The sequence below is a fragment of the Serratia oryzae genome, from assembly GCF_001976145.1.
In the GTDB taxonomy this organism is placed as follows: domain Bacteria; phylum Pseudomonadota; class Gammaproteobacteria; order Enterobacterales; family Enterobacteriaceae; genus Chania; species Chania oryzae.
This window is the reverse complement of the sequence record NZ_MOXD01000014.1, coordinates 1-13,591: the sequence shown is the minus strand read 5'-3', so window position 1 is coordinate 13,591 and position 13,591 is coordinate 1. Positions and strand designations below refer to the sequence as shown.

General features: G+C 49.9%; 13 protein-coding genes. 6 read left to right on the top strand and 7 right to left on the bottom strand.

Annotated features, from left to right (window positions below):
- Position 1 precedes the first annotated feature (1 nt).
- Together glnG and BMI79_RS23725 are read left to right on the top strand one after the other, a co-directional pair.
- Positions 2-1,414, top strand: coding sequence for a nitrogen regulation protein NR(I) (glnG, locus tag BMI79_RS20045; RefSeq protein WP_076943913.1), 1,413 nt, complete (start codon positions 2-4; stop codon positions 1,412-1,414).
- 113 nt (positions 1,415-1,527) lie between these two features.
- Positions 1,528-1,650 (top strand): YshB family small membrane protein, encoded by a 123-nt coding sequence (locus BMI79_RS23725; RefSeq protein WP_143555413.1) that lies wholly within the window; start codon positions 1,528-1,530, stop codon positions 1,648-1,650.
- A gap of 35 nt (positions 1,651-1,685) precedes the next feature.
- On the opposite strand, the gene hemN is transcribed toward BMI79_RS23725, so the two are convergent.
- Both hemN and yihI read right to left on the bottom strand, forming a co-directional pair.
- On the bottom strand, positions 1,686-3,059 hold the full coding sequence (hemN, locus tag BMI79_RS20040) for an oxygen-independent coproporphyrinogen III oxidase (RefSeq protein WP_076943912.1): 1,374 nt from the start codon (positions 3,057-3,059) through the stop codon (positions 1,686-1,688).
- A gap of 250 nt (positions 3,060-3,309) precedes the next feature.
- Entirely contained in the window at positions 3,310-3,855 is a 546-nt protein-coding gene (yihI, locus tag BMI79_RS20030) for a Der GTPase-activating protein YihI (protein WP_076943909.1), read from the bottom strand.
- 866 nt (positions 3,856-4,721) lie between these two features.
- Here yihI and yihA point away from each other — a divergent pair.
- Positions 4,722-5,372: a ribosome biogenesis GTP-binding protein YihA/YsxC gene (gene yihA / locus BMI79_RS20020; protein ID WP_076943908.1), complete on the top strand. Its 651-nt coding sequence runs from the start codon at positions 4,722-4,724 to the stop codon at positions 5,370-5,372.
- Positions 5,373-5,636: 264 nt separating this feature from the next.
- Here the strand turns inward: yihA and spfP are convergent, their stop codons facing one another.
- Positions 5,637-5,684: a small protein SpfP gene (gene spfP, locus BMI79_RS24690; protein WP_071892919.1), complete on the bottom strand. Its 48-nt coding sequence runs from the start codon at positions 5,682-5,684 to the stop codon at positions 5,637-5,639.
- A 199-nt stretch (positions 5,685-5,883) separates the two neighbouring features.
- Positions 5,884-8,679: a DNA polymerase I gene (polA, locus tag BMI79_RS20015; RefSeq protein WP_076943907.1), complete on the bottom strand. Its 2,796-nt coding sequence runs from the start codon at positions 8,677-8,679 to the stop codon at positions 5,884-5,886.
- Between the two features lie 488 nt (positions 8,680-9,167).
- Here polA and BMI79_RS20010 point away from each other — a divergent pair, with 488 nt between their 5' ends.
- Positions 9,168-10,064, top strand: coding sequence for an acyltransferase (locus BMI79_RS20010; RefSeq protein ID WP_076943905.1), 897 nt, complete (start codon positions 9,168-9,170; stop codon positions 10,062-10,064).
- A gap of 40 nt (positions 10,065-10,104) precedes the next feature.
- On the opposite strand, the gene dsbA is transcribed toward BMI79_RS20010, so the two are convergent.
- The 3 genes from dsbA to BMI79_RS19995 form a co-directional block, all read right to left on the bottom strand.
- Positions 10,105-10,809, bottom strand: coding sequence for a thiol:disulfide interchange protein DsbA (dsbA, locus tag BMI79_RS20005; protein WP_076943904.1), 705 nt, complete (start codon positions 10,807-10,809; stop codon positions 10,105-10,107).
- 29 nt (positions 10,810-10,838) lie between these two features.
- Entirely contained in the window at positions 10,839-11,825 is a 987-nt protein-coding gene (locus BMI79_RS20000) for a serine/threonine protein kinase (RefSeq protein ID WP_076944022.1), read from the bottom strand.
- Between the two features lie 94 nt (positions 11,826-11,919).
- On the bottom strand, positions 11,920-12,189 hold the full coding sequence (locus BMI79_RS19995; protein ID WP_037400383.1) for a YihD family protein: 270 nt from the start codon (positions 12,187-12,189) through the stop codon (positions 11,920-11,922).
- A gap of 150 nt (positions 12,190-12,339) precedes the next feature.
- Here BMI79_RS19995 and mobA point away from each other — a divergent pair, with 150 nt between their 5' ends.
- Together mobA and mobB are read left to right on the top strand one after the other, a co-directional pair.
- On the top strand, positions 12,340-12,933 hold the full coding sequence (gene mobA, locus BMI79_RS19990; RefSeq protein WP_076943903.1) for a molybdenum cofactor guanylyltransferase MobA: 594 nt from the start codon (positions 12,340-12,342) through the stop codon (positions 12,931-12,933).
- A complete protein-coding gene (gene mobB, locus BMI79_RS19985; protein WP_076943902.1) occupies positions 12,926-13,450 on the top strand; it encodes a molybdopterin-guanine dinucleotide biosynthesis protein MobB in 525 nt (174 codons plus the stop codon). Before mobA ends, mobB begins: the two co-directional genes overlap by 8 nt.
- The last annotated feature ends 141 nt before the right edge of the window (positions 13,451-13,591 follow it).

Genomic DNA, 13,591 nt, shown 5'->3' with positions numbered 1-13,591 from the left:
TATGCAACGAGGGATAGTCTGGATCGTCGATGACGATAGCTCCATCCGCTGGGTGCTTGAACGCGCGCTCACTGGAGCCAGCGTTAGCTGCGTCACCTTCGAAAGTGGCCATCAAGTGCTGGAACAGCTTGCCACGCAAACTCCCGACGTACTGTTGTCTGACATCCGTATGCCTGGTATGGATGGCTTGGCGCTGCTCAAGCAGATAAAACAGCGCCACCCAATGCTTCCGGTCATCATAATGACCGCGCATTCGGACCTGGATGCTGCCGTCAGCGCCTACCAGCAAGGCGCGTTTGATTATCTGCCGAAACCCTTTGATATCGACGAGGCCGTTGCGCTGGTAGAGCGCGCCATCAGCCATTATCAGGAACAGCAGCAACCGGCACGCAGCCAGCCGATCAGCGATCCGGCAGCCGATATCATTGGTGAAGCGCCAGCGATGCAGGACGTGTTCCGCATTATCGGCCGCCTGTCGCGTTCATCCATCAGCGTGTTGATCAACGGTGAATCGGGAACCGGTAAAGAGCTGGTCGCCCATGCGCTGCACCGCCACAGCCCGCGCGCTAAATCCCCGTTTATCGCCCTGAATATGGCGGCGATTCCTAAAGACCTGATCGAGTCCGAGCTGTTCGGCCATGAAAAAGGGGCGTTTACCGGTGCCAACCAGATCCGCCAGGGGCGCTTTGAGCAGGCTGACGGCGGTACGCTGTTCCTGGATGAAATCGGTGATATGCCGCTGGATGTACAAACCCGCTTGCTGCGCGTGCTGGCAGACGGCCAATTTTATCGCGTTGGGGGCTATGCTCCGGTCAAGGTGGATGTGCGCATTATTGCCGCCACCCACCAGAACCTGGAGCTACGGGTGCAAGAAGGTAAGTTCCGCGAAGATCTGTTCCATCGTCTGAACGTGATCAGGGTGCACCTGCCGCCGCTGCGCGAGCGCCGGGAAGATATTCCCCGCCTGGCCCGCCATTTCCTGCAGGTCGCCGCCAAAGAACTGGGCGTGGAAGCAAAAAATCTGCACCCGGAAACCGAAACCGCCCTCACCCGCCTGCCATGGCCAGGCAACGTGCGCCAGTTGGAGAATACCTGCCGCTGGTTAACGGTGATGGCCGCCGGGCAAGAGGTGCTGATTCAGGATCTGCCAAGCGAGCTGTTTGAAACCAGCGCGCCAGAATCCGCTGGCCACAGCCTGCCGGACAGTTGGGCGACTCTGCTGGCACAGTGGGCCGATCGCGCGCTGCGTTCCGGGCATCAAAATCTGCTGTCAGAAGCTCAGCCCGAAATGGAACGAACCCTGCTTACCACCGCCTTGCGCCATACGCAGGGGCACAAACAGGAGGCCGCCCGCCTGCTGGGATGGGGTAGGAATACGCTAACGCGGAAATTGAAAGAATTGGGGATGGAGTAATCCGTGCGCTTGATAGTAAAAACATAATCGAGCGCACAAAAAACAGCCAAATTGAGACTTTACAGAGCATGCGACAGCAGTATGATCGAGTCGCAAACTCAGGAGGCTGTTTGATGTTGGATTCTCTTATCGTCTTTATTACCCATGGCGCAGACGTCAGTTCTGCCGTCAGCCACACGCCGCAGGCAGCCTTTGCCGCGGTACTGTGCGCCGCACTGATCAATTTCTTCAATTAAAATAACAGCCGCAAATGCGGCTGTTATTTTAAACATCAAATCACCCGAGAAAACTGCTGAGTACGCGCCTGCTTACGCAAGTAAATATCAAAACACATGCAGATATTGCGGATCAGCAAACGCCCGCGCGGCGTGACACGGATACCCTGTTCATCACGCACCACCAGCCCATCGCGTTCAAACGGAGCCAACAGCTCTAGATCTGGCACGAAATAATCCGCAAATGTGATCCCATACTGCTGCTCAATCGGCTGATAGCTAAGCTGGAAATTACAAATCAAAGTTTTGATCACATCACGACGCAGACAGTCGTCTTCCGTCATTGCCAAGCCACGCCAGAGCGCATTGCCACGCTCTTGCACATCGGCGTAATACACCTTGAGCTCTTTCTGGTTCTGCGCGTAGCTGTCGCCAAGCATACTGATGGCAGAAACCCCCAGGCCCAGCAGATCGCTGTCCCCTTGAGTGGTGTAACCCTGGAAGTTGCGGTGCAACTTGCCTTCACGTTGAGCGACCGCCAGTTCGTCATTCGGCCGAGCAAAGTGATCCATACCGATAAACTGGTAACCCGATTCGGTCAGCGAAGCGATGGTTTGCTGCAAAATGTCGAGTTTCTGCTGCGCACTCGGCAAGTCAGCATCTTTGATTTTACGCTGCGCGGCAAACAGGTTCGGCAAATGTGCGTAGTTGAATACGCTCAGGCGATCCGGGTTCAGTTCCGCCACGCGCTGCAGCGTGAAGGCAAAGCTTTCCGGCGTCTGCTTTGGCAGGCCATAAATCAGATCGATATTGGTGGAGTTGAACCCCAGCGCTTTAGCACGAGCGATCAGCGCGAAGATAAAGTCTTCGTTCTGTTCACGGTTCACCAGGCGCTGCACTTCTTTATTGAAGTCCTGCACCCCCATGCTCAGGCGATTGAACCCCTCAGCACGTAAATGATCCAGCACATCCAGCTCAATTTCGCGCGGATCAACCTCGATCGACATCTCCGCATCCGGCAGGAAATCAAAATGCTGGCGCAACGTGGCCATCAACCGGCTGATTTGCTGTTTGCTGAGGTAAGTTGGCGTTCCGCCGCCCCAGTGCATCTGATTAACCTTACGGCCTGCAAACAGCGGCGCACGGGCAGCAATCTCGCGCGCCAACACCGCCAGATATTCATCCGCCTTGTGAGTTTGGCGTGTCACCAATTTATTGCAGCCGCAGAAATAGCAGAGCTTGTGACAGAAAGGAATATGCACATACAGCGACAGCGGGCGCTCAGGATAACGCGCGGCGGCGCGTTTAAACGCCACTTCGTCGTAGCTCTGGTTAAACTCCAGCGCTGTAGGGTATGAGGTATAACGCGGCCCCGAGTAATTATACTTTTGGATCAGGGCCAAATCCCAGACTATCGCCTGTTCTGACATGCTCGCTCACTCCTTCCGATCACCCCTTCATCTTTTAAGCTGCAGAGATTTACCGCCCACCTGTAACTTAAAATCTATTGGGTCTCTTTTTCCTACCGGGCCGGGAAATGGGCAGTGATCTACGCTGTCTGGCCACGGAAGCGCTGCGAAAACGCGCTTTGCGTTTCGACAACCGCCATAGTTTACCGAATAACCACAGTAGATAACATGTCAATAGTAGGGCTATTACCAGGATCAACCACATGTCACGTTAAAATACGTCTTTTGGGTTACCGCTTTTCAGCAGCTTCAGGATGTCTTCCTGCTTCTCTTCCACTTCATCATCTTCATCGCCCAATTCGATGCCTAATTGCTCCATCAGAGCATCGATACGATCCAGCGTTTGTTCAACATATGCCTGATCTTCTGCATTCAGGGTGTCACCATCATCCAGGCGATCCAGCAATGCATCCAGACGTTCGTCATTTTCCAGCTTCGCCAATTCTTCTTCTGGCGTCAAACGAGGCTTGGCTGCAGCCTTGGGTTTTGGCTGCGGTTTAGCCTTCGCTTTAGCATCAACCACCAGTGCGACTGGCACTTTGCTGCCAATACGTGGATCTTTGGGCTGCTCCGCTGCTTTGTTTTTCTGGTTGGCAGATTCAACCTGGGTGCGTGAACCAGAAGCATGACCACGGCGTTTTTTCAGACGCTTGCGCTCACGAGCTTCCTGATCGAGCTCCACACGGCTTTTCTTTTTACTTTTTGGCGTCGCCGCGCTGCTGCGTGGGGCGCGAGGTGCTTTTGATGGTTGGTTCATGGCGTGTGCTCTTAGGTGGGTAGATTCAGTATATACCCTTCATACTTCAAGTTGCATGTGCGTTGGCTTTCCTCGCTCACCCCAGTCACTTACTTGAGTAAGCTCCTGGGGATTCACTGCGTCGCCGCCTTCCTGCAACTCGAATTATTTTGGGTATAGAATTGCTATACGATTGCGGCGGAATCTAGCAGAAAGTAGACAAAGAAAAAAGGCGGCAGGTTAAACCTGCCGCCTATTTCGCACCTTCAATTGAAGGATATTCCTGCTACGCGCTCCGTGCGTACACTCAACGTCCCGGTTTTTCCATCTGCTATAACCGCATTCCCTGCAACTATGCCTTCATCCTGAAAAGGAAATTCGTCCCTAGTGCAATCCGTTAGCCTTCGCCCTTCCTGAGCGCGCTTCCCGCATGCATCCAAATTGCAGTTACTTCACCATCCATATGCTATTCGTACACTCCGGTACAAATAGTTCAATTCCATCTGAAATCATCCTGATACTCATTACACGCCCTGTGTATTCCATGAGATTTATCACCCTTCCTGGATGTTCCTGTTTCCTTTGCGTCCTGCGTTGAGAGCTACTTTACGCCTTTAGGAATTGTACTCAAGGTACCTACAACAGACTTACAGTGATATTTTCGCCATAAAATAACTAACAATTTGTTTTTTAAACAAAAAAAATAAATGAACATTTAAATAAAGAGACATTACCCTCTATTGGAATGGCAAATGTCTTACACGACAGGAGCCAATTTGCTGGAATGGACTACTCGCTAAACGCATTAAAACCGAGAAAAACACCATTTTGATACCGATGCAGTTATAATCGCCCACCAGATAGCCATCCTCACGGAGACGAAAACGTTGACCAGCAAGAATTACAATTATCATATGACCCACTTCGTCATCAGTGCGCCCGATATTCGCCACCTTCCGGGGGATGAAGGTATTGAAGTCGCATTTGCTGGCCGTTCCAATGCCGGTAAGTCAAGTGCGTTGAATACCCTGACCAATCAGAAAAGCCTGGCTCGTACCAGTAAAACCCCTGGTCGTACCCAATTGATAAACCTGTTTGAGGTGGAAGAAGGCATTCGTCTGGTGGATTTGCCTGGCTATGGCTATGCAGAAGTCCCTGAAGAGATGAAACGCAAATGGCAGCGGGCACTGGGCGAATACCTGCAGATGCGCAACTGTCTGAAAGGCTTGGTGGTACTGATGGATATCCGCCACCCGCTGAAAGATCTCGACCAGCAGATGATTCAATGGGCCGTTGATGTCGGCACCCCGGTGTTGGTGCTGCTGACCAAAGCCGACAAACTGGCGTCCGGGGCACGTAAGGCACAGCTCAATATGGTGCGCGAGGCAGTACAGCCATTTATGGGGGATATTCAGGTTGAAGCGTTCTCATCACCGAAAAAAATCGGTGTCGACAAACTGAGCCAAAAGCTGAACACCTGGTTTAATGAGATCCCACCCGAGGTTCTGCCTGAAGAAGACGACACTAGTGGGGAGTAACCGCTGATTGTGGGTAAAAAGCCGATGCTGAGACATCGGTTTTTTTATGTGCGCCATTCACTACTTGTTATCCAGTTACATTTCTGACTAAAAGCCATCAGAAACACTTATGGCTCATTGAGTAACGAATACAGACAGAAGCAAATGGTGAGAGAGAGTTGGCAAAGAAGGAATAAGCGGAGAAAGCTAAGGGAAGAATCTATGCGGGCCTTTGTTTATACAATAAAAAACGCCCCAGTCAAAAACGACTGGGGCGGCTAATATTCAGCCAAATCCGATTACGTGAAGTAAAAGGTCTGAAAGATAGAACATCTTACCTCTGTACCCTACGCCTGTAACTCTACATCATTTTTTCACGGTGCAAAAGAATTTTTTGTAGTTTAGTTACACGAAAAAAGGACTAAGAACGGCGATATTAGAGAAACAATCGCCGTATATTGTAGCTTAATTACGAAAACTGCTTAGGTTATCGCCAGTTAGGCGTACACCTCTGACAAACGCGATAACGCAATCAGTGGGCTTCATCCCAGTTTTTCCCGACGCCGATATCCACCTTCAGTGGCACAGCCAGCTTCATGCTGCCCTCCATCAGCTCGTGAATGCGCAGGCTCGCCTCTTCAATGGCTGACTCGTGCACTTCAAACACCAATTCATCATGTACCTGCATGATCATGCGCACTAACGGTTTTTCCTGCGCCTGCAACCAGGCATCCACTTCAATCATTGCCCGCTTGATGATATCCGCGGCAGTACCCTGCATTGGGGCATTAATCGCCGCCCTTTCGGCAGCCTTGCGGCGCATCGCATTACTGGAACGTACGTCCGGCAGATACAGCCGACGGCCATCCAGCGTGCTGACATAACCCTGCTCGGAAGCCTGGTGGCGTGTGCGTTCCATATATTCCAACACACCCGGGTAGCGTTCAAAGTAGAGATCCATATAGCGCTGTGCTTCGCCACGCGGGATCCCCAACTGACGCGCCAAACCAAACGCACTCATCCCGTAAATCAGACCAAAGTTAATTGCCTTGGCACTGCGGCGCTGTTCGCTGGTCACTTTATCAAGCGGCAAACCAAACACCTCTGCGGCTGTTGCACGGTGAATATCTTTGCCCTCAGCAAAAGCCTTCAGCAAACCCTCGTCCTGCGACAAGTGAGCCATGATGCGCAACTCAATCTGCGAGTAGTCGGCAGCAACAATGCGATAACCTTCTGGCGCAATAAACGCTTGGCGGATACGCCGGCCTTCGTCGTTACGCACCGGGATGTTCTGCAGGTTCGGATCGCTGGAAGAAAGACGCCCCGTTGCCGTCACAGCCTGATGATAAGAAGTATGCACCCGCCCGCTAACCGGATTAATCATCAGCGGTAGTTTGTCGGTATAGGTGGTTTTCAGTTTCGCCAAGCCACGATATTCCAGCAGCACTTTTGGTAACGGATAATCAAGCGCCAGCTCGGCCAAAACCTCTTCATTAGTCGAAGGTGCACCACCGGGGGTTTTCTTCAAAATGGGTAATTTTTGTTTTTCATACAAAATGGCCTGTAGCTGCTTGGTTGAAGCCAGATTAAATGGCTCTTCAGCCAATTCATGCGCTTGCACTTCAAGCTCGGCCAGGCGTTTGGTCAGCTCTTTGGAATGCGCCGCCAGAATGTTTTGATCGATCAGTACACCGGTTCGTTCGATATGGGAAAGCACCGGCAGCAGTGGCATTTCAATTTCATTGAATACCCTCAGCAGGCCTTCACTTTCCTTCAGTTTTGGCCACATTGCCAAATGTAGCTGTAGCGTAACGTCAGCATCTTCAGCGGCGTAAAGCCCTGCCTGCTCAAGGGCGATCTGATTGAAAGTCAGCTGATTTTTGCCTTTACCAGCAATCTCTTCGAAGGTAATGGTTTTATGACCAAGGTAGCGATCGGCCAGGCTGTCCATATCATGACGGCCACTGACGCTGTCCAGTACGTAGGACTCAAGCATAGTGTCATAAGCAATACCACGCAGATCGATTCCATAGCGCGCCAGAAGGCTCTTATCAAACTTCAGGTTCTGCCCGACCTTCAGCGCCTTGTCATCTTCCAGCAGCGGCTTCAGGGCCGCCAACACCTGGGCACGATCCAATTGAGGGGGAGCATCAAGGTAATCATGTGCGACCGGCAAATAGGCCGCTACGCCCGGCTCAATGGCAAAGGATAAACCAATCAGATTGGCAGTTAAGGTATCCAGGCCATCAGTCTCGGTATCAAAAGCAAATACGTCCGCTTTTTTCAGGCGCTCGATCCAATCAGCAAAGGTTTCCTCATCAAGGATCGTGACATAGCCCTCTTGCGATAGCGTGGCTTCACTTGCCACCTTAGGTGTATCAGCGACTGCAGCCGGTTTGGCTCCGCTAACGGCTTTACGTGCGCTACCTTTGTTTTCCAGCCAGGTACCCGCTTCAACATCAGCCATCCAGCGCTTGAATTCGTATCGCTTAAACAGTGCCTGCAATTGATCAACGTCCGGCTGGCTCACCTGCAGTTCACCACAGCTGAGCTCCAGTTCAACGTCGGTTTTAATCGTTGCCAACTGATAAGAGAGGTACGCCACCTCTTTATTCTGCTCCAGTTTCGCAGCCATGGTTTTGGCACCACGGAAACTCAAGGTGGCAATGCTGTCGAGGTTAGCATAGAGCGCATCCAGCCCTCCTAGCCCTTGCAGCAACGCCTGAGCGGTTTTCTCACCCACACCGGGCACACCAGGTATGTTATCTGACGAGTCCCCCATCAGCGCCAGGAAATCGATAATCAGCTCCGGAGGAATGCCGTATTTTTCACACACTTCCTGCGGGCCAAGGATCGTATTGTTCATGGTGTTGATTAAGGTGATATTCGGCGTTACCAACTGCGCCATATCTTTGTCACCCGTGCTGATCAAAACCGCATGACCGGCCTTTTCCGCCTCTTGTGCCAAGGTTCCAATCACGTCATCTGCTTCTACGCCAGGCGTTACAATCAGCGGCAACCCCATGGCTTTCACCATTTGGTGCAGGGGCTCGATTTGCGCCCGCAAATCATCCGGCATCGGTGGCCGATGTGATTTATAAGCGGCAAACAGATCATCACGGAAGGTTTTACCTTTGGCATCGAATACTACCGCTACGTGGCTCGGAGTGTACTGCAAAAGCAGGCTGCGCAGCATATTCAGCACCCCGTACATCGCCCCGGTCGGTTCGCCAACGGAGTTAGTCAGCGGTGGGAAAGCATGATAAGCACGGTAGAGGTAGGAGGAACCATCTACCAGGATGAGTGGGTTTTCTGCAATCTGGGCCATGAGCGTTTCTTTATTCGTGAAAAGACTGCGGTAAGCATGCCATAGCTAGCCGCTGCTGACGAACCTTAGCGTGCATTTTTGATGAGATTATGCGAAGCGATCCGCAAGATCCTGCCTGTGGATAACTTTGTGCATAGAAAAGATAGCGAATTATAACAACAGATTTGTTGTTATAATTAAAAATAAAAATCACAATTAAATCATTGCGTTAAAATAAATTTTTTTATGCTTTGATATTAATCATCTTTCAAGCAATTTGTGGATATAACTTAAACCAATTTTTAACAGCACAAATAATCAATTTAAATGCCTCAATAACCATAGTACAAGATTAAAAATCTGCACGGGCGAGACGCACACCGCTATTTCTTCGTGGCCAAAACGCTGACTTTCAGCAGCGTTATCTTCCTTCAGTTTCTGTTAAAATACTTTTTTTCATTCGTACCAGCATATGTAACGATGTTCTCATTAACCGTCAGCACTAACTCATGCCAAAATTGTTATCCATTGTAATTTTTATCATTTCTTCACTGCTTGCTATCTTGGTGACGGTGTTATGTTCCCTTCCTATCGTTCTAGCCAGTGTTATTAAACTGTTGGTTCCTGTTCCCGCTCTCTGGCGGCGAATCTCCACGTTTGCCGATAGCATGATGTGGTGTTGGTGCCAAAGCCTAGCGCTGCTACTCAGAGTTAACCCAGATATACAATGGGATATTAACGGCCTGAAGGGGTTGGAAAAAAAGAATTGGTATCTGCTTATCGGTAATCACCAAAGTTGGTCTGACATTGTTGTGCTGTGCGTGATCTTCCGTAATCACATACCGATGAATAAGTATTTCCTCAAACAACAGCTAGCCTGGATCCCCTTCGTTGGTCTGGCATGCTGGGCATTGGATATGCCATTCATGAAACGCTATTCGCGCGCCTATTTGTTAAAGCATCCAGAAAAACGCGGGCAGGATATCGAAACCACACGTCGCTCCTGTGAGAAATTTCGTCAACGCCCGACAACGATTGTTAACTTCGTTGAAGGCTCACGTTTTACCGAAGCGAAAAGAATCAAAACGCAATCTCCTTACCGCCATTTGCTGGCCCCCAAAGCCGCGGGTATTGCCTTCACGCTCAGCACGCTTGGTAACCAATTTGATAAAGTATTAAATGTGACCCTGTTCTATCCAGATAACCAGGCGCATCCGTTTATCGATATGCTAGGCGGCCGTATGAAACGCGTGGTGGTAAGAATTGAATGCCTGCCGGTGGATGAAACACTGCGCGGGGATTACTTCAACGATAAAGGGTTCAAGCGCAAATTCCAGCTTTGGCTGAATACATTATGGCTGGAGAAAGATCGCCAGCTTGATAAACTCAGGCGCCAATACCGCTAAAAACGCCGGATTTACCGGCGTTCTTCAGTGCATTTACAGGTTATTTCTTTTCGCTCAGGAATTTCACGACTTCAGCAAATTGCTTCACGTAAGCCTCCATTGAGCTGGTATCCAAACCATCGGGCTTAACCATATATTTGCCGTTAACAAACATTGCCGGTACGCCACGCAATTGCAGATCTTCAGCCGCTTTTTGTTGCTGAACCACCAAGGATTTCACAACAAAGCTGTTCAGAGCCGCATCATAATCCTCAGCACTAACACCCGCTTTCACGAAAACATTACGGATATCATCTGGCGTTTGTACCGTTTGGGTTTTCTGTACGGCTTCAAACATCAGTGGAGTGATTTTGTCTTCCACACCTAAGGCCATCGCCACAGCCCATGCTTGAGTCATCTGTTTGCCCAATGGCCCCAGGAATTCGACATGGTACTTGGTCATTTTAGTGCCGGCTGGCAAGACTTTCTTCACGCTATCAGAAACGTGATAAACCTCTTCAAACTGGTAGCAGTGTGGGCAGTAGAAGGAGAAAAACTCCAATACCTGCGGCTCACCGGTCACTGGTTTGTCTAAGGTGACATACTGAGCACCATCACTGAATTGTGCAGCAGAGGCACTGAGTACTTGTGGCTCGTTTTTCACAACTTTATCCAAAGAGACAGATGGGGAACTGTCACTAACCTGTGCCGCGGAAACACTGAACGCCATCATCATGCCAATGAGTGATAACCATATTTTCTTCATAAAACTAAACTCTCCATTATGTTAAAGCTTCAATACATTGGCATCAGCTGCAGAGGAGGTTCCTGCAACAGCTTAACCTGTTCAGTAAATGCCGCAGTCTGAGATAACCAGAAATCAGACTCCGCCATCCACGGAAAACTTTTAGGAAACGCGGGATCCTGCCAACGACGAGCGACCCATGCCAGGTAGTACACCATACGCATCGCCCGCAACGGCTCAATTAACGCTAATTCACGCTGATCAAACTCGGCAAATTCACCGTAGGCTTCCAGCAAGATATCCAATTGCATCAACCGATCGCGGCGTTCACCGTGTAACAGCATCCACAGATCCTGCACTGCCGGCCCATTACGCGCATCATCCAGATCGACGAACAATGGCCCATCGCGCCACAGAATATTGCCTGGATGACAATCCCCGTGCAAACGCAATGGCTGCCAATCCAATTGCCAATGCTGCTTGATGATAGCAATCAGATGATCCACGGCATTTAAAAAAGTATCGCGCTGGGCCTTGGGCACTAAAGTACAGTTCTCCAAAACCTGCCGTGGAGCAGTGAGATACTCTTCAACGCCGATAGTCGGGCGCTCTGCAAATAGCCTTTCGCTACCCACCTGATGAATACGGCCAAGGAAACGCCCAACCCACTCCAGTTGTTCAAGACTGTCTATCTCATATTGCCGACCGCCCACACTGGGAAAGACGGTAAAAAAGAAGCCATCCTGGGTATGTAGGGTATTACCCTGCAACACCAGTGGTGCAACAGCCGGGATTTCCGCTTGGGATAGCTCAAGGGCAAACTGATGCTCTTCACCAATTTGTTCCGCACTCCAACGCTCTGGCCGATAAAATTTAACCACGTAACGCTGGCGATCTTCATCCATAAACTGATAAACGCGGTTTTCATAACTGTTCAGCGCCGTCAGCCCGGAATCCACACGCAAACCAATCCCTTCCAACGCATCCATAATCAGATCGGGAGAAAGGGTTGCAAAATTAAAAGCAGAATTATTCATAACAGCCATTCAGTTCGCCAGATAACAACACCGTGCCAAGTATGAGCAATAGTAGCATCAATCATCACCACTGGATGACTGCACCTGATGAATGCTAGTCTTTAATAACGCCACGGGCACGCAGCAATGCGGTTTTGAAATCTTCTTCGTAATCTTTCTTTAGGCCTGGGATCTGCTCGGTGCCAGCGCTACCGCGCATTTTAAGATGATAAATCAAAATATCATCGCTTAAATCTGCCAAGTCACCTTGAAAACCCGCCTCCTGCGCCAGCTTTTGCAGAAACTGAATTAGGTTGAGGTCCGGATCCTGTTGCCAGGCTGGGTGGAGCAGCTCAATCAACTCGTTTACGCGATGCGTTTTCATATCAATATCATCCAGTGAAGTGAATAAACTCACAAAGTAGCAGGCTTACTCACACAGTGAAAGAACCAGCTTGTCAATAAAAGTAAATCCCCCTCTTCAAGCAGGTTTAGCGCTACAATCAGTGCATTAGGTGGAGCAGAGTGATGAACTATGCATAAAGAAATAACCGGCGTTATTCTGGCTGGTGGACGTTCTACCCGCATGGCGGGGGAAGATAAGGGGCTGATTCAACTGGGTGATAAGGCATTGTACCAGCACGTGTTGGTGCGGTTAGCTCCGCAAGTGGGTAACCTTATCATCAGCGCAAACCGCAATCAGCAACGTTACAGAGAAAGTGGCTTACCTGTAGTAAGCGACCTGACGGTAGGCTTCCCCGGCCCGTTAGCGGGCATACTGGCAGGGCTTCACTATGCCAATACCGAGTGGATAGTTTGCGCCCCCTGTGATGTACCAGAACTCCCCCATAATTTGGTTGAACAGCTATGGCAGCATAGAGGCACAGCCCTAGCGGCTTATGCCAGTGACGGCGAGCGGGCACACCCCACATTCGCATTACTGCATGCCAGTCTGTTGAATAACTTGACGGACTATCTGGCCCGTGGTGAACGTAAACTTATGCTGTTTATGGCAGCCATAGGCGCGCAGCAGGTTATATTCAATAACCAGCAACAGGCATTTCGTAATTTAAATACGCCCGAAGATTGCCAACAATGGTTGCGAGAAAAAGGGGCCATTGATGGTTAGTTCATTACCGCCTTTACTCGCGATCGCCGCTTACAGTGGTACAGGAAAAACGACGCTGCTCAAGCAATTAATTCCTTTATTGAAACAGCAGCAGATACGGGTTGGGCTGATTAAACATACTCATCATGATATGGATGTCGATACGCCAGGCAAGGACAGTTACGAATTACGCAAATCTGGTGCAAGTCAGACACTGGTGGCCAACGATCGGCGCTGGGCATTAATGACCGAAACCCCTGAGCAGCAGCCGCTGGATTTAGCTTACTTGGCCAGCAGGTTTGACAGTAGCAAAGTCGATTTAATTCTGGTGGAAGGATTCAAACATGAACCTATCAGTAAAATCATTCTTTACCGCGAAGAGGTAGGGAAAAAGCTTGAAAGTATGCTGGATAAATATGTTATTGCCGTGGCTAGTGATAAAAAAATAGAGGGTATGATGCATCAATTGGATATCAATCAACCTGAAGAGATCGCCATATTTATTACTCAGTGGCTAAACAAACGAGGGAATAAGTAAAGCTGTTAAACTTGAGGGCATCTTAAACGCAAAAAGGCCATCCTTGCGGATGGCCTTTTGCTTGTTTGATGCCTGGCAGTGTCCTACTCTCGCATGGGGAGACCCCACACTACCATCGGCGCTACGGCGTTTCACTTCTGA